Raw genomic sequence first — 16,820 nt, 5'->3', positions numbered from 1 at the left:
TCTGAATTATAAAGGACTTTTTACTTCACAAAAAATATCGAATACGCTCTTATTTTTGCAACGACAAATCTATAAAATATCGAATGTTGCAGAAATGGAATTGAATAATGCTAACCGATTTAGATGATTTTTACTGTTTTGCGCTAGTCGTTGAACATGGTGGGTTTAGTGCGGCTGAACGCGCAACTGATATTCCAAAATCAAAACTCAGTCGGCGCGTTTACAACCTCGAAGAGCAACTCGGTGTACGCTTAATTCAACGTAGTTCTCGACATTTTGCAGTTACAGATATTGGTATGGATGTCTATCGTCATGCACAAGTCATGATGAATGCTGCACAAGCTGCACATGATGTAGTCAACCATTTAAGCAGCGAACCTAGAGGTGTAATTAAAGTCAGCGTACCTGTAGATATAGCTCAAAACCAAATGGCTAAAATCCTACCCGCTTTTCTAAAAAAATATCCTGAAGTACGAGTGCAAATGCTGGTTAGTAACCGTCGGGTTGATGTGATTAACGAAGGAATTGATCTCGCACTACGCGTCCGCTCGAATCTTGATGAAGACCCTAACTTGGTTTTAAGACAGTTTGAAACAATCGAACAACGACTTTTCGCAAGTCAGGCCTATTTAAACGAGTTTGGTCATATCACCACACCGGAACAACTCACTGATCATCGCATCATCAGTATGTCTGAAGATCATCTTGATCAACAGTTTTTACTATCTGGACCGAATAATATTCAAAAGAAGATTAAGGTTAATCCCGTGATTATGGGCTCAAATTTATTGATGTTAACTGAGCTAGCCAGTCAAAACTGTGGAATTGCATTATTACCGGATAGTATTGCCCAAAACTTTGTAGAATCAGGGCAACTGGTCAGAGTATTACCAGAATGGACGGCACCTCATGGTATTTTCCATGCTGTTTATCCTTCACGACGAGGACTACTGCCTGCGGTGCGCGTTTTTATTGATTATCTAGTGGAAGAGTTAGCTCAGTGCACAACAAAAAAGGTTCGATCTTAAATCGAACCTTTCGCTTTATTCATCTAACAGTCTAAGAAATATTAAACAGGTGGATAATTTCCTGTTCCATTTGGCCATGGTGTGAGTAACTCAAAACCATCATCAGTCACAGCAACCATATGCTCCCATTGCGCGGACAAAGATTTATCTTGTGTGATGACAGTCCAACCATCGCTTAACTCTTTTACAAAAGGTTTTCCTGCATTCACCATAGGTTCAATGGTAAATACCATACCTTTCTTTAACACCATGCCTTGACCTTTTTGACCATAGTGCAAAATATTTGGCTGCTCATGGTAAACACGTCCAATACCATGCCCGCAATACTCACGAACAATGCTATAGCCCTCGCGATGAGCCACAGATTGAATTGCGTAACCAATATCCCCTAAAGTCGCACCAGGTTTAACTGTATGAATACCAGCTAACATTGCTTCATAAGTGGTTTCAACCAATTTTTTAGCTGCTGGACTTGGCTCACCCACAAAATACATACGACTTGTATCACCAAAATACCCGTCTTTGATCACGGCCACATCAATGTTTAGGATATCACCATCCTGTAAAATCTTTTTAGCAGAAGGGATTGCATGGCAGACCTCTTCATTAACAGAAATACAAGTGGTCTTGGTAAAGCCGTGGTAACCCACATTCGCTGGAATAACCTGTAATGTATTTACGATGTAATCATTACAGATATCATCTAAATACTCAGTTGAAACGCCGGGTTTAATATAAGGTCCGATCATTTCTAATACTTGTGCCGCTAAACGTCCAGAGATACGTAATTTCTCAATATCTTGTTCAGTCTTAATGGTCACAGTAGAAGCTCTCATTCGAGATATTCCTTATAAAAAACAATTTCAATTCAAAAAGTAGCTTAAAAGAGAAGCTACAATAGGTATGGGGAATAGTTTTACGCTTCAAAAGAAAAATCTTCAATCATTTTATGACTAAAATAACACTTTTATTTTACATTTAATTTCAATACCAATTATAGAGAGAAACGATAAGCCACTTAATCTGCTGCACTTTTAAACACTTATCGATCCATCAAATGAATCAAAATCATATTTTGTTTTTTACATGTGCTTTTTAGTCAAAAATAAACCAGTTTTCACATAAAATTGGTTTCAATTGATCATCTTTCTGTTCTAAAATCCGCACTTTTATTTAATCATCCCGCTTTTATGAACCAACTCCGTACAGGAGATATTATTGCCTTAGGTTTTATGACCTTCGCACTGTTCATCGGTGCAGGTAATATTATTTTTCCACCTATTGTTGCTCAACAAGCTGGTGAACATGTATGGCTAGCTGCTTTTGGATTTCTAATCACAGCAGTAGGTCTACCTGTAATCACAATTATGGCTTTGTCCCGTATGCAAGGCTCAATTGAAATCATCAGCTCTCCCCTAGGACGTTTTTCGAGTTTACTTCTCACGATCGTCTGTTATCTAACTGTAGGACCACTGTTTGCTACACCACGCACAGCAACCGTTTCGTATGAGATCGGATTTGCACCTTATTTTGGGACTTCAAATAGCAGTCTATTCATCTACAGTATCATTTATTTTGTTTTTGTCATGGCTGTGTCTTTGTATCCAAACAAGCTTTTAGATACAGTTGGTCATGTACTTGCACCCTTAAAAATCATTGCACTGGCCATATTAGGGATTGCGGCATTTGCGATTCCGACAGGATTGATTTCACCACCAATCAATAACTATATTGCTAGCCCAGTTTCTGAAGGTTTTGTAAGTGGTTATTTAACCATGGATACCTTAGGTGCACTTGTATTTGGTATTGTGATCATTCAGGCGATTCATTCACGTGGGGTCACTGATTCCAAACTCATTACCAAATACGCCATCATCGCTAGCTTAATTGCAGGTTTAGGTTTAACCCTTGTCTATATAAGTTTATTCAAACTGGGTTTAGGCAGTCATGAAGTTGCAGCCAATGCAGACAATGGTGCAATCATCCTCCATGCTTATGTCCAACATGCGTTTGGTGATTATGGTTCTTATTTCCTGACAGGTTTAATTTTCCTTGCCTGTATGGTCACAGCGATTGGTTTAACATGTGCATGTGCTGAATACTTTACGGAGTTAACAGGTTTACCGTATAAGTTATTGGTCTTCATCCTTACCGGCTTGTCTTTATTAATTTCAAATCTGGGCTTAACTAAGCTAATCGCTTTCTCTGTTCCAGTGTTGAGTGCGATTTATCCACCTGCAATTGTTGTGATCATGCTGAGCTTTTTCTGGAAATATTGGAAAAAACCTTCTCTTGTGGTCGGTTCAGTAACTGCGATTGCCTTCTTCTTTGGAATTATCGAAGCCATAAAAGCTGCAGGTTTTGAAACCTATCTACCTAGTTTTATCGAACAATTACCATTAAATGAACAAAATCTTGCATGGTTACTACCATCCTTGATCGTTCTCGTCTGCGCGATTGTGATAGATCGAATGGTTATGAGTAAAGACTAAAATGATTTGTCGTTAAAATGATGTTTTACCCAAACATGATTTTAGCTATACAAAGAATGTTCTTTTATCCAATGTTCATTTTTTGTTTACGACAAATCATTTTTCCATGTACTAAATTTAAAATAATCAACAATTAAGTTGATGACCACTAATTAAACAAATTCTGTCCATGAGTTACTTTTCGGCAGTTACTAAAAAAGATAACAATGTCTTTATATTTAACAAATAAATAGGGTGAATTCACACAAAAAATACCAAAAAGTTATATAAATCAATCCTTATATATAATTCGCCTAAAAAAGAATGCATTTAGCTATTGAAAAGTTTGAAAATTCCAAGTACAACTTTAATAACAATTCTGACAAAAACACATGGTTTTGTCATCACAACAAGGAGGGATGGAGATGTTATCAACACATTTCAACAAGCAAGTCTTCATTAACACTCTGAAGACCAATGACTCAATTATTTATGCCATCACGACACTTGCGCTAATGGCAACATTATTGTTTCAAGGCGTCATTAAAGGCAATTTAAAACCTGAATATTTTGCTTATGCATTAATTGTTTCATTGGCATTTTGTGTTTGGGCCGTCGTAGACCAAAAATTTCGACAATTAAGCCTAGCACGTAAGAAAAATTCTTTAGGAAAAATGGATGAGTGATCATCCATTTTTTTAACTCCAAAAACTTAACATTGTGCCCAACAATAAAATTCCTGTTGCGCCAAGTTCCACTATAATTAAAGCCAACATCATCATCGTCATGGCCCAAGCAGGCAGTGTTAAACGCCCTAATTGATGGGGTTGTTTAAATTGATTGGTTGTATCTTTTAGTAAGCCGTGAAGGATATAAGTGAAAATTGACATAGCGAAAAAGAATAAATTTGCAATAACACAAAATAAGACCACTGACTCAGCCAAAATCGTAAAATAACTAAGCGCCGCAAGTATTAAACTCGCTGCGGCATATAACAGACTACTTCGATGAGCAATATCGACATAGTAATGTGCTCTCGCCTGTTCAGTTTTTCTAATCTGATAGTATTTCCAAACCCCAGTAAGCATTCCTACCCATAAAAATATCCCACTAAACACAATTGCAATCTGCGTTGCAGTATTTAATACATACATCAAAGCATCCTTAGTAATTTAATTTCCTTTCGCCGCTATATTACATAAAATTTGACTTTGGAGTCACATTTCAATCAAGTTTCTTTTTGGAACTTGTGTAAAGTAGAACAATGAATCAAAAAGAGTATGTCTTGGATGAAAACATTTGAATCATTTTGGATGAGTTGTATTGATGGCTATCAACTCGCTGCTCAATTCTATCCTGCTCAAACAGAGAATACTAAAGCACTCCCTATCTTGATTTGTCCAGCAACGGGTATAACCAAAACCTTTTATCATGCCTTTGCAGAGTGGTTAAGCCAACAAGGATATAATGTTCTTAGTTTTGATTTTAGAGGTATTGGTGGTTCCTTACATGGCCCATTAAAAGATTCAACAGCCAGCATCAATGATTGGGGCATGCTCGATATCCCTGCTGCAATTGAAACATTATTAAAAAGAACAAATGCAGAACAAGTGATTATTGTCGGACACAGTGCTGGAGGACAACTCCTTGGCATTACACCAAACTATCATAAAGTGGCAAAAGTTTTGGCAATCGCCGGTTCTACTGGTCATGTAAAAGGTTTGAAAGGTAAAACCAAGTTACTTGCGCCAGTAATGTTCAATGTGATTTTTCCGATCTCAAGTTTAATTAAAGGATATGGGGCCACACAATTTATTGGTATGGGAGAAAATTTGCCTAAAAAAGTCGCTCAGCAATGGGCAGAATTTTGTAGCAAACCAGGCTATGTCATGAATGCGATTGGCAAAAGTATTTTCGAAGATTATCACCAAGAAATTCTATGCCCTATCACCTCTTTTTGGGCTAGCGACGATGAAATCGCCACCCATACCAATGTCAAAGATCTACTTCGTTTATATCCAAATGCTAGAACCAAGCTGATTGAGCTGAGTCCGCAGAAACATGGTTATAAGCAAATTGGTCATATGTTAATGTTTAAAAAATCACATCAAAAACTCTGGCCAGTGATTGAAAGAGAATTACATATAGATCTCAATCACTAGAAACAAGTTTTCCACTTTACGCATCTAAATCTGTAATCCTGTTTAGATGCGTTTTTTTAAGCAATCAATTTAACTATGATGAAACCTAAAAAAATTAACATATAAGTTAGACATACTAATCAAAATAATTATTAAATTAGAAATACTTAACCTAATTTCCTTAAAAAATGCTTTATTCCGCAGCAAAAAATGAAAGTGTGATAAAGAATGTCCTTATTCAACTGTTTCACAATATTTTTGCGCATATTTTTTTAACCATCTGTTCAATACAAGATTCTGTATTATTTAATTTTTTATTGATTATTTATTTAGTAAATATATTGATTTTGTATTTTTATGACATTTTAGACAGAATTTTTTATAAAAAAGTCACGTCAAAATACGTATTTTTTTTCTACAATACGATTATTCTACAAATGAGCAGAAATGCGAAGTCGTTGGAATATCGTGGGATTGGGTCTCTTTGGTGAATTCATCATTCATTACAAATTTATGTGAATTTTGTGATAATTCCCTTAGTGATTGATCAAGATAATTACATAATTATCTTTAAATAGATTGGCTATTAACGACCTGCTATGAAACTCGTGTTTTTAGCAATGAAATTGTAGACATTTCATGGAATCTAAGCGTTACGCTATATCGCTCTTCATAAAGCATGGGGGAAAGAGGGAAATGACAAAGAAATATGCGCGTTTTTTACCTACAGCCGATTCATTTAAGCTAGAAGATTTTCCTTATTATTGGATTTCTCAAGTAAATGCTCAGTACGTACAAAACATCGACAACGTACTTAAGAAATATGGCTTAGACAACTCACGTCGTCGTATTCTTATCGCATTAGATGTTAAACCTCATGCAAGCGTATCTGAACTGTCAGATATGGTCATCTCAAAAATGTCGACAACAACCAAAATTGTTTATCGTTTAAAAGATGAAGGTTATATTGAGACCTACTCATGCAAAGAAGATGGTCGTATCACTCGCGTTTATCTAACAGATAAAGGTCAAGAAATGATCACTAAAATTAATGATTTGACCTCTGTTATCCTTGAGCAATCTTTTGATGGTTTGACACCATTGCAAATCGAAAAAACCATGGAAATTTTGAGACACATGTTTAAGAATCTTGCTCGCTAAAATATTCGTCCTCTTGACACATAAAGGCTTCATTAATGAAGCCTTTGTCGTTTATGTCTGGTTAAATTTTCATTCATCAAACATATTTAGCTGAGGTGTTATCTTTTCGATCTTTATTTTGGGTACATGTGAGCATTCAAATTCTTCCACTGGAAATCCACACATGAAATGATTAAGTTGATCAGGTTGTTTTAAGCTGAGCCATTCATTCAAACGATGATGAGGAATAACCACGACAGAGCGCTTAACATCACCAGGTTCATGAAAATCTTTTATCATCGGATGATCAATTGCATCCATGGTTAACATCGTTGCAGAGCGTACAATCTGGTCATTGAGTTTGCGGATTTCATACAGTGCTGCAATATAGAATGCTTTACCATCTTTTCTACGTACACCCCACCGCTGCGGCTTATTATCAATATATTTACTTTCATAAAATTCAGAAACTGGAATAACACCAAACTTACACTTTGATGCGGCTTCGACAAAACTAGGTTTCTGAAAGATTGTTTCGTGTCGTGCATTATAAGTATGTTTGGCAATATTCGTGTCTTCCGACCACTTAGGAACCAGACCAAACAATACCTCTCGCCATTCTAAACCCTGTTCCGATTGAAATAGCAAAGGCGTTTTATAACTCGGATAGACTTCATCCACATATTCAAATGGGATCAATGGCAATTCGAGTTGCTTTACTTGCTCAGGCGTTAAAGGCTTATAGTTAGCACACATATTATGATGATTAATTAAATCTTAAATAAAAATCTTGTTTAAAAAGGAGGTATTTTCACCTCCTTTATTATTTTAAAAAGGTTATTTAAATAACTTTTTTAATTTCGCACTTAAACCATGGACAAACCGATGTTTAGCGTTGGCTTTATCACTCGTTAAGAAGTTAATTTGAATTGATTGGCGCTGCCCTTCGTAAGGAACATATCCGTGCCAGCCATTATCTGTCACTTTAAATGCAACCAAAGTACCTGGACCAGCATTGATTTCCTCTACATAGTCATCCATATTCTTCTCGTCATTTAAAATACGAAGACGACCAGTAGGCGCATCCCAAGACTCATTTAGATAAATCAGAATAGTCAGCAATTTAGTTTTAGAATCAGAATGAATACGACCATCTTTTTGACGTGAATAACCACGCAATGTGATCATCATCGGATGCTCCATCACGTCCACATCAAATTTTTCAGTTAAGATTTGGCGAAACTCTTTGGTATCAAGAGACTTTAAAAAACGATCAAAATTAGGTTTGATTTCAACGTCTTCAATATTATAACTTCCCCCTTGATCAATTTTTGGGAAGTCTTGAATCACAGCCTTTACTTCACTATCCAAAATCGAGTTTTCTACCACAAAATATGGATAAGGAGAGGTTGAAACTTGTGCTTGTTTTAAAGCATCTAATTTTAAAATCTGTGACATTGTTAAGTTTCGACTAAATGATCAAATTGAGAGAATTATAGCAAAAATTTAGTTCGCATTTATATGATCGCGCCATAAAAACAAAGACCCTTCAGAATTGAAGGGTCTTTGCAGATTGACAGTCACTAATCGAAATTAGTCACCTGTATAACCTTTAAGCTTTAAACGTGCAGCATGTAACAATGGCTCTGTGTAACCTGATGGTTGCTCAGCGCCTTTAAAGATCAAATCTGAAGCAGCTTGGAATGCGATACCATCAAAGTTTGGTGCCATTGGTATATAAAATGCATCATTTGCATTTTGCTGATCAACAATCACAGCCATACGCTTAAGCACTTCTTCAACTTGTTCGCGTGTAACGATCCCATGACGTAACCAGTTTGCAACATGTTGAGAAGAGATACGTAATGTTGCACGGTCTTCCATTAAACCAACGTTGTGGATATCTGGAACTTTCGAACAACCTACCCCAAGATCTACCCAACGAACAACATATCCTAAAATACCTTGGCAGTTGTTCTCTAACTCATTGTTTAACTCTTCTGCAGTCCAATTCGTCTCAGGTGCAAATGGTGGAGTTAACAAGTCATCAAGTGACAACATTTCTTCGGCTGCTAACTTGTCTTGACGTGCTTTAACATTGATTTGATGGTAATGCAACGCATGAAGTACGGCACCTGTTGGTGATGGAACCCATGCACAAGTTGCACCAGCATTTGGATGTGCAGTCTTAGTTGCCAACATATCTTTCATGCTATCTGGTTTCGGCCACATGCCTTTACCAATCTGAGCTTTACCTTGTAAACCACATGCTAAACCAATTGCAACGTTACGGTTTTCATAAGCAGCAATCCATTTCTGAGTCTTAACTGCTTCTTTACGTACAACTGGTGCAGCTTCCATAGAAGTATGGATTTCATCACCCGTACGGTCCATGAAACCTGTGTTAATGAAGATTGTACGATCTTTCGCAGCAGCGATACAGTTCTTCAAATTCACTGAGGTACGACGTTCTTCGTCCATAATACCGATTTTGAGTGTTTTAGCTGGTAAGCCAAGTGCTTGTTCAGCACGTTCAAACAATTCAACTGCGAAAGCAACTTCTTCAGGACCATGCATCTTTGGTTTTACGATGTACATAGAACCTTTACGAGAGTTGTGATTCTCGTTTTGGCCACGGATATCAGCAATTGTAAGTAATGGCGTAACTAAAGCATCCATGATTCCTTCAAATACTTCTTCACCATCCACAAGGATCGCTGGGTTCGTCATCAAGTGACCAACATTACGAAGAAGCATTAATGAACGACCATGTAAAGTTGTCGTACCACCAATTAAGTTTTGAACCGTACGGTCTTTATTCAAAGCACGAGTAATGGTTTTACCATTTTTCTCGATTGACTCTTGCAAGTCACCTTTCATCAAACCTAACCAGTTACGGTAACCTTCAACTTTCTCTTCGGCATCGACAGCTGCAACAGAATCTTCTAAATCTTGAATGGTGGTGATCGCAGCCTCAAGCGTTAAATCTTTCACGCCAGCTGCATCAGTTTGACCAATAGGGCTATTTGCATCGATATCAATAATAACGTGTAAGCCGTTATTTAATAAAACGATTTCTGTTGGATTAGCAGCCTCGCCATTAAAACCAACAAACTGTGCTTCATGTTCTAAAGTAGTGGTTGAACCGTCTTTTAGGCTTACAACTAAACGGTTGTGATCAACCGCGTATTTTGTTGCATCTGCATGCGAACCTTGCGCCAATGGGAAGGTTTGGTTTAAGAAATCTTTTGCAAAAGCGATCACTTTGTCGCCACGAACAGGATTATATCCCTTACCTTTCTCAGCACCATTTTCTTCAGAAATTACATCTGTACCATAAAGCGCATCGTACAATGAACCCCAACGAGCGTTTGCAGCATTCAAGCAGTAACGTGCATTACGCACAGGTACTACCAGTTGAGGACCAGCCAATAAAGCAATTTCTTCGTCAACATTTTCAGTTGTAACTTTAAAATCTTCTACTTCTGGTACTAAGTAACCAATTTCTGTTAAGAATGCTTTATATGCTTCGAGTTCAAACTTGTTATTGCGATGCCACTCATCAATTTTCGCTTGAAGCTCTTCACGCTTAGCCAATAATGCTTTGTTCTTTGGACTAAGATCAACAACGACTTGCTCGAAGTTTTTCCAGTAAGTTTCACTATCTAAACCAGAACCTGGTAAAGCTTCATTTTCGATGAAATCGTAAAGTTCTTTAGCAATCGCTAGCTTGCCTTGTTGAATACGTACAGTCATTGTCTTTCCTGATGGTGCTAACTTTTTATAACAAGAAACCTAGTATACCGATTTATACTAGCCTGAATAGTAATATCACATTCCTAAATAGTAAGCATTTTCCCCACATGTAGTATTGACAAAAATTCAATTTCTTGTTTTGGGAAAAGCTTATGTATTATGTCCTTACTGTTTAGTGTTGTAACCTTTACACAAGGTTCAAACCTATCTAGTTATAACAAAATTCCTGCAAGAATAAAGTGTTCTATACTTAAAATCATAAAAAAAGACATTCCGAAGAATGCCTTTTCAAATCATGAAGTTTTTGCGATTTGGATTTGTCGATGTTCAGAATTTAAATAGTCATCCGATTGCATTTCAAGTAATCTTGAACGCGTCCGTTCAATTTCAAATGCTAATTTATCGCCTTCGTATAAATCAATAATCGAATCCTCTGAGGTTAATAATAACTTTACCCCACGGTCATAGAATTCATCGACCAAATAAATAAAGCGACGTGTCCCTTCAGATAAGAAATCCGTCAAATGCGGTACATTACTGACTAAAACAGTATTGTATATGTTTGCAATTTCGATGAAATCAGCTGGGCTACGCGGTTTAAAACATAGTTCAGAAAACTCACACCACAATACGTCTTCAGTATGCCCCAAAGTCTCAACAACACGATTGTTAATCATAATCGGAGAGTTTGATTGTACTTGTGTTTGGGTTAAAGCGCTAAAACGCTCAGCCATCCATGCCTGCACATCATTACCAAGCGGATGCTTAAACAATTGTGCTTGCTTTAATACCCGTAAACGGTAATCGATACCAGCATCAACATTCAAAACGGTACAATTTTTCTGAACCAATGCAATTGTCGGCAAGAAACGATCTCGATGAATTCCGTTTTTATACAAACCTTCAGGAGCAATATTTGAGGTAGCAACTAAAGTAATGCCCCGCTCAAACAACTTCTGGAATAAATCACTAATAATCATTGCATCTGTAACATTCGATACAAAGAATTCATCAAAACAGATCACCACTGCATTTTTGTAGATTTGATCTGCAACCAAATCTAAAGGATTGCGCTGACCTGAAAGTTTGTTTAACTCTTTATGTACATGTTGCATAAAGTGATGGAAATGCATACGTGTTTTTCGACGGAATGGTACTGACTCATAAAATTGATCCATTAACCATGTCTTACCACGTCCTACACCACCCCACATATAAACACCTTTCGGATAGGTTTGACGACGGAATCGTCTAAACGCTTTCTTCGATGCTTTATAACGAGTGAGCAACTCTTTCCATACACGATCTAGCTCTTGAACTGCCTGAGCTTGTGCTTCATCAGGCATGAACTGTCCTGACTCAAGTGCTTGAGCATAACGCTCAGCAGGTGATGTTGGAATGTATGCAGTGCTATGCGAGTCTGGCTTAGAATTTAACATAAGGTGTTATTACAATTTTAATTGAGAAAAATTATATCGAACATTGAGTTCAAAGACATTAGATTTTAGGCTTAATTATCATGTAGTTTAAACATCATAATGTTCCATTTTTAATCATTTAATGATTTCGGTTATACTGTCGAGGACTCTGTCCAAACCATCGTTTAAATGCATGATTAAAGGCAGCAGGTTCAGAATAACCCAACATTTCTGCAATCTGTTCAACTGAATATGTACTTGCTTCAATAAATTTTATTGCCTTTTTCTTGATAAGCCTTTCACGGATTTCTTTATAGCTGGTCTGCATTTGCTGCAATTGATGCCTTAGCGTTCGCTCAGGAATTTTGAGTGCGCATGCTGTCTCAGACATGGTCGGTATGACCCCATTTTGCAATTCGAGATAACCTTCCACATACTCAACTATTGTCACATCTAAATGCGCGACCTTCTCTAACAGCTCCAAATCGGATAGGCATTTTTCTTCATAAATTCGATAGGTCAGGATATCCGCAGATGGAATTTTAGTTTCTAAAAGTTGTGTATTCTCCATCATAAATGCAGCTTGCTCGCAACCAAACTTCACATCCACACCATAATAATCTTGGTAGGAAGCGATCAAGTGTAAATCTTTTGGCCTTTTAAAGGGTAATTCAATCTTTATTTTAGGAATCTCTAATCCCATCATTTTAAAAATATCTTGTAGGAATTTATAGGTTCCTGAGATTTCACACTGCGCTCTCAAATGCCCCAAATGTGTTTCGAGATCAACCGGTTGATATGCCAAATGAATAAAATCTTCTTGAATATCTAATTTTAAAGAACCAAATAGATGCGTGAGCTGTTGAAATCGGATTCCGTTTAGCAAAGCTTTTTCTAAAGTATTACTGGTCACCAAAAGCATAAGAAATGGACCATAACCTGCTAATGCATAATGCTGACCAATAAACAAACCTTGTTCAGGTGAAACATCTTGACTAATATGCTGCAGAATATCCCACTCAATCTCATCCGCAATGATTGAACTTGGATCTAAAGCGTCAGCATGTATTCCCATTTGGGCTAAACGTGTATCCACATCTATTCCAACATGACGCATGCCTTGAATCAAATACATCAATCCGAGGATAGATCTTTTCATAATTCTAAATCTAATTCTCAAAACTTTAATGTTGTACTATAAAAAAATAGCTAAATGAATTGCCGAAATGATCAAGTTTTACGTCTATACAATCATATTTAATCTTGGTAAAACCGTTAAACTTGCACAAAATTTAGCTGTGTAGGACGTAGACTATGCGTGATGTAACCAAAAATGCTATTCAAAAAACAAAAGTTGCGATTATTGGTGCAGGTTTTGGTGGTTTAGCTATGGCGATTCGCTTGTTGCAAAGTCAAATCAATGATTTTGTTATCTTAGAAAAAACCAACGATGTTGGTGGAACATGGCGAGAAAACCAATATCCTGGTGCTGCATGTGACGTCCAATCACATATGTATTCTCTTTCCTTTGCACCAAAGACAGATTGGTCCAAACGTTATGCCGAAGCAGATGAAATTTTTGGTTATATTCAGGATATTACGGAGCAATACAAATTAAAGGATTATTGCAAGTTTAATCATGAAGTAACACATGCTGAATTTGATGAAAACCGTAATGTTTGGACTGTAGATTTTAAAGACCAACCAACACTAGAAGCACAATTCGTAATTTTTGCTTCTGGTCCATTACATGTTCCACAAATTCCACATATCAAAGGCATTGAGAAATTTAAAGGTAAAGTATTTCATTCATCTAAATGGGAACACGATTACGATCTAAATGGAAAATCAGTTGCATCGATTGGTACAGGTGGTAGTGCTATTCAATATATTCCAGAGATTGCACCTGAGGTTAAGCAACTCTATGTTTTCCAACGTACAGCAGCCTGGGTAATTCCACGTGATGAACGTAAATATTCAAAACTAAGTAAATCGTTATTTAAAGCTTCAAATATTTATCGTCAAATTCATCGTAGTCGTTTGTACTGGAGCAACGAGTCACGTGTTGTACCAATTGTGCAACCACAAATTATGAAATATGGTCAAAAACTTGCCGAAGCCTTTATTCGTTTCCAAGTCAAAGACAAAGCCTTAGCGAAGAAGCTTACCCCAGATTTTGTTATGGGTTGTAAACGTATTTTGATTTCAAACAAATACTTCCCTACGTTTAACCGTAAAAATGTTGAACTAGTAACAGATGGTATTCAAGAAATCACAGCAAATGGCATTATCACCAAAGATGGTAAAGAGCGTCAGATTGACTGTTTGATCTATGGTACAGGTTTTATTACGGATCCACGTATCTACTTAAAACATTTTGACTGTGTGGGTCGAAATGGCATTGAGCTTAAACAAGCTTGGAAAGATGGCGCTGAGAGTTATTATGGTGTTGCAACTAAAAACTTCCCTAACCTTTTCCAGCTTTTAGGTCCAAACACAATTCTTGGCCATAACTCTGTGATTTTTATGATTGAATCACAAGTAAACTACATTCTACAATTGATTCAAACAGTTGATAAAACAGGCACTCAAGCAATTGAAGTCAAGCAAGAAGTTCAAGACCAATTCAACGAACGTGTACAAGAACAACTCAAAGGCACAGTATGGCAAGCCGGTGGATGTAGCAGTTGGTATCAAGCTGCGGATGGTAAAAACTTTTCTTTGTGGCCAACGTATACTTGGAAATATTGGTTAGAAACCCGCAAGGTGAATGTTGCGGATTACAATTTTATCAGTATAGCAATTGATACAAAAGTCGATGCAGCTTAAGCAATAATTCTTCATAATAAGCAGGTTATTCGTGACCTGCTTTTTTTATGCAATCTCTTATTCTGATTCTCCAAATATTTATCGTAATTTCATTAGGCTACTTTATTGCCCCTCACTTATCTTTCCAGATAAAACAACTTGTTTTTAAAATTCTTCCTTATTTTTCTTATATTTTATTGATCAGTGTAGCTTTTGAGTTAACTCAAGCCCTCAATCATATTGAAAATCCTGTCGCTATTCTTCCTCCAGCTTTACTGATTGCATTTACAACATCTATAGGTGCTTTCTTTATTTGTTTATTTACTTATAAACTGATTGATCGGCAAAGTGTTCAAGGCAAAATATCATTACGCTTGTTTTTAAATGCATTGAAAAATATCGCTAAAGCATTTTTGGCACTTGCAATAGGTGTTGCAATAGGCCTATTGATCAAAAATTTTGATGTACATATACCATTCAACAGTTGGTATCTATTACTTATTTTTATCTTCTTAATCGGTATCGAACTCGCCTTTACCCAATTTGATCGCAGTTGGTTAAGTTGGAAAATTTTGCTTGTTCCTGTTGCTGCTATTATTGGTTCTTGTCTTGCTTCTATCTTTAACTATTTTATTCTATCAGATCACTATAAATTAAACGAAGTTCTCGCATTAGCACAGGGCTACGGTTGGTATTCAATGTCAGGAATTGTGTTTACTGAATTACACTCAGCTAGACTTGGTGGTATTGCGCTGCTTACTGATTTATTTAGAGAGATTTTTGCAATTCTATTGATGTATTGTTTAGGCTGGCGTTTTCCACGATCAGCAATTTCTAGTGCAGGTGCAACGTCGATGGATGTAACTTTAGCAATGGTTAAACAATCATGTGGCACGCATTACGTACCACACGCCATGATGAGCGGATTAATTTTATCCTTGCTCGCGCCACTCTTAATCAGTCTATTTTTAAACTTAAAATTTTAAATTGAAGCTAAAATCGATTTTAGCATCGCTGTCGGATTCTCTGCTTTAGTGATTGGGCGACCAATTACTAAATGAGTAGAACCATCTTGTATCGCTTGTTTCGGTGTCACAATACGCTTTTGATCATCAGCACTTGATCCTGCTGGACGAATTCCTGGAGTAACCAATGCGAAGTCTTGGCCGAGCATTTGACGAAGAATTTTTGCTTCTTGCGCTGAACAAACGACCCCATCTAAACCACTTTCCTGAGTGAGTTTAGCTAAACGCTGCACTTGCTCAACAGGCTCAATATCTAAACCTATATCACGCAAGTCTTCACGACCCATCGAAGTTAAAACAGTAACTGCAATCAATTGGGTTTGATAATTTCCTGCTTTAAGACGCTCCACACAAGTTTCCATCATCTTACGACCGCCAGATGCGTGAACGTTCACCATCCACACCCCTAAATCAGCAGCCGCGCATACAGCTTGTGCTGTAGTATTTGGAATATCATGAAACTTTAAATCAAGAAAAACTTCAAAACCCTTATCATGCAAGCTTTTAACAACAGCAGGTCCTTCGTGAGTAAAAAGCTCCTTGCCTACTTTAACTCGACATAAAGTAGGATCAAGTTGTTCCACAATCGTCAGAGCGTCGTATTGGCTTTTTGCGTCTAGGGCAACAATAATACTCAAGAGCTTTTCTTCCCGATAAAAATAAAGCCCATATTATAATGGGCTTTTATTTTCATTGGTAATATCCAATACAGTTTTTTCGTGCCTTACACTTGCAGCAGCATCAGCAGCCGCTTGTTGTGCAAGTTGAATTTGTTCTTTGCGAAGATGATCAATATCCTTACGCAATCTTTTAATTTCCCAATTCGTTTGGAAAACGCGGAAAACCTGAACACCTAAGAGCAGTCCAACCACAATGCCTAATGCTAACGTCAATAGAAGCAATAAACCTAAACGCATTGCTGGAACTTGAGTAAACAATAAATCAACTGGTAGCTCAGTTGGGTTTTGAAGCACCAAGGCAAGTGAATAACCAAAGATGACAACGAGTAATGCAATTAATACATAACGCATAA

General features: G+C 37.0%; 16 protein-coding genes. 7 read left to right on the top strand and 9 right to left on the bottom strand.

Features of this window, described 5'->3' with window-relative positions; translation table 11 throughout:
* Nucleotides 1-107 precede the first annotated feature (107 nt).
* Complete coding sequence (locus tag DK207_RS08030; RefSeq protein ID WP_109440714.1) at nucleotides 108-1,028, top strand: LysR family transcriptional regulator; 921 nt, start codon at nucleotides 108-110, stop codon at nucleotides 1,026-1,028.
* 41 nt (nucleotides 1,029-1,069) lie between these two features.
* On the opposite strand, the gene map is transcribed toward DK207_RS08030, so the two are convergent.
* The gene (map, locus tag DK207_RS08025) at nucleotides 1,070-1,864 is read right to left on the bottom strand and encodes a type I methionyl aminopeptidase (protein WP_109440713.1); all 795 of its coding nucleotides are present in this window, start codon (nucleotides 1,862-1,864) and stop codon (nucleotides 1,070-1,072) included.
* Nucleotides 1,865-2,218: 354 nt separating this feature from the next.
* Here map and brnQ point away from each other — a divergent pair, with 354 nt between their 5' ends.
* Both brnQ and DK207_RS08015 read left to right on the top strand, forming a co-directional pair.
* On the top strand, nucleotides 2,219-3,520 hold the full coding sequence (brnQ, locus tag DK207_RS08020) for a branched-chain amino acid transport system II carrier protein (protein ID WP_109440712.1): 1,302 nt from the start codon (nucleotides 2,219-2,221) through the stop codon (nucleotides 3,518-3,520).
* Between the two features lie 404 nt (nucleotides 3,521-3,924).
* A complete protein-coding gene (locus DK207_RS08015; protein WP_109440711.1) occupies nucleotides 3,925-4,185 on the top strand; it encodes a hypothetical protein in 261 nt (86 codons plus the stop codon).
* 12 nt (nucleotides 4,186-4,197) lie between these two features.
* Here the strand turns inward: DK207_RS08015 and DK207_RS08010 are convergent, their stop codons facing one another.
* Nucleotides 4,198-4,653 (bottom strand): hypothetical protein, encoded by a 456-nt coding sequence (locus DK207_RS08010; protein WP_109440710.1) that lies wholly within the window; start codon nucleotides 4,651-4,653, stop codon nucleotides 4,198-4,200.
* A gap of 135 nt (nucleotides 4,654-4,788) precedes the next feature.
* Here DK207_RS08010 and DK207_RS08005 point away from each other — a divergent pair, with 135 nt between their 5' ends.
* Together DK207_RS08005 and DK207_RS08000 are read left to right on the top strand one after the other, a co-directional pair.
* Complete coding sequence (locus tag DK207_RS08005) at nucleotides 4,789-5,661, top strand: alpha/beta fold hydrolase (RefSeq protein WP_109440768.1); 873 nt, start codon at nucleotides 4,789-4,791, stop codon at nucleotides 5,659-5,661.
* 675 nt (nucleotides 5,662-6,336) lie between these two features.
* Nucleotides 6,337-6,801 (top strand): MarR family winged helix-turn-helix transcriptional regulator, encoded by a 465-nt coding sequence (locus DK207_RS08000; RefSeq protein WP_109440709.1) that lies wholly within the window; start codon nucleotides 6,337-6,339, stop codon nucleotides 6,799-6,801.
* A 69-nt stretch (nucleotides 6,802-6,870) separates the two neighbouring features.
* Here DK207_RS08000 and DK207_RS07995 read toward each other — a convergent pair whose 3' ends face one another.
* From DK207_RS07995 to DK207_RS07975, 5 genes are all read right to left on the bottom strand, one after another.
* The gene (locus DK207_RS07995; RefSeq protein ID WP_109440708.1) at nucleotides 6,871-7,536 is read right to left on the bottom strand and encodes an SOS response-associated peptidase family protein; all 666 of its coding nucleotides are present in this window, start codon (nucleotides 7,534-7,536) and stop codon (nucleotides 6,871-6,873) included.
* A gap of 81 nt (nucleotides 7,537-7,617) precedes the next feature.
* Nucleotides 7,618-8,238 carry a 2OG-Fe(II) oxygenase gene (locus DK207_RS07990; RefSeq protein WP_109440707.1) on the bottom strand — a complete coding sequence of 207 codons (621 nt, stop codon included), beginning with the start codon at nucleotides 8,236-8,238 and terminating at the stop codon, nucleotides 7,618-7,620.
* Nucleotides 8,239-8,373: 135 nt separating this feature from the next.
* Nucleotides 8,374-10,536, bottom strand: coding sequence for a malate synthase G (locus tag DK207_RS07985; RefSeq protein ID WP_109440706.1), 2,163 nt, complete (start codon nucleotides 10,534-10,536; stop codon nucleotides 8,374-8,376).
* A gap of 293 nt (nucleotides 10,537-10,829) precedes the next feature.
* Entirely contained in the window at nucleotides 10,830-11,975 is a 1,146-nt protein-coding gene (zapE, locus tag DK207_RS07980) for a cell division protein ZapE (protein WP_075315656.1), read from the bottom strand.
* A 118-nt stretch (nucleotides 11,976-12,093) separates the two neighbouring features.
* The gene (locus DK207_RS07975; RefSeq protein WP_109440705.1) at nucleotides 12,094-13,113 is read right to left on the bottom strand and encodes an AraC family transcriptional regulator; all 1,020 of its coding nucleotides are present in this window, start codon (nucleotides 13,111-13,113) and stop codon (nucleotides 12,094-12,096) included.
* Nucleotides 13,114-13,268: 155 nt separating this feature from the next.
* On the opposite strand from DK207_RS07975, the gene DK207_RS07970 reads away from it, so the two are divergent.
* Nucleotides 13,269-14,783: a flavin-containing monooxygenase gene (locus DK207_RS07970; protein ID WP_109440704.1), complete on the top strand. Its 1,515-nt coding sequence runs from the start codon at nucleotides 13,269-13,271 to the stop codon at nucleotides 14,781-14,783.
* 47 nt (nucleotides 14,784-14,830) lie between these two features.
* On the top strand, nucleotides 14,831-15,748 hold the full coding sequence (locus DK207_RS07965; protein WP_109440703.1) for a lysine exporter LysO family protein: 918 nt from the start codon (nucleotides 14,831-14,833) through the stop codon (nucleotides 15,746-15,748).
* Here the strand turns inward: DK207_RS07965 and pyrF are convergent.
* Both pyrF and DK207_RS07955 read right to left on the bottom strand, forming a co-directional pair.
* Entirely contained in the window at nucleotides 15,745-16,425 is a 681-nt protein-coding gene (gene pyrF, locus DK207_RS07960; RefSeq protein ID WP_004639290.1) for an orotidine-5'-phosphate decarboxylase, read from the bottom strand. The two genes, DK207_RS07965 and pyrF, sit on opposite strands and share 4 nt — an antisense overlap.
* Nucleotides 16,426-16,458: 33 nt before the next feature.
* The gene (locus DK207_RS07955; RefSeq protein ID WP_004639291.1) at nucleotides 16,459-16,818 is read right to left on the bottom strand and encodes a lipopolysaccharide assembly protein LapA domain-containing protein; all 360 of its coding nucleotides are present in this window, start codon (nucleotides 16,816-16,818) and stop codon (nucleotides 16,459-16,461) included.
* Nucleotides 16,819-16,820: the final 2 nt, after the last annotated feature.

Source organism: Acinetobacter haemolyticus (genome assembly GCF_900406815.1).
In the GTDB taxonomy this organism is placed as follows: domain Bacteria; phylum Pseudomonadota; class Gammaproteobacteria; order Pseudomonadales; family Moraxellaceae; genus Acinetobacter; species Acinetobacter haemolyticus_A.
This window is presented reverse-complemented; position numbering and strand designations above follow the sequence as displayed.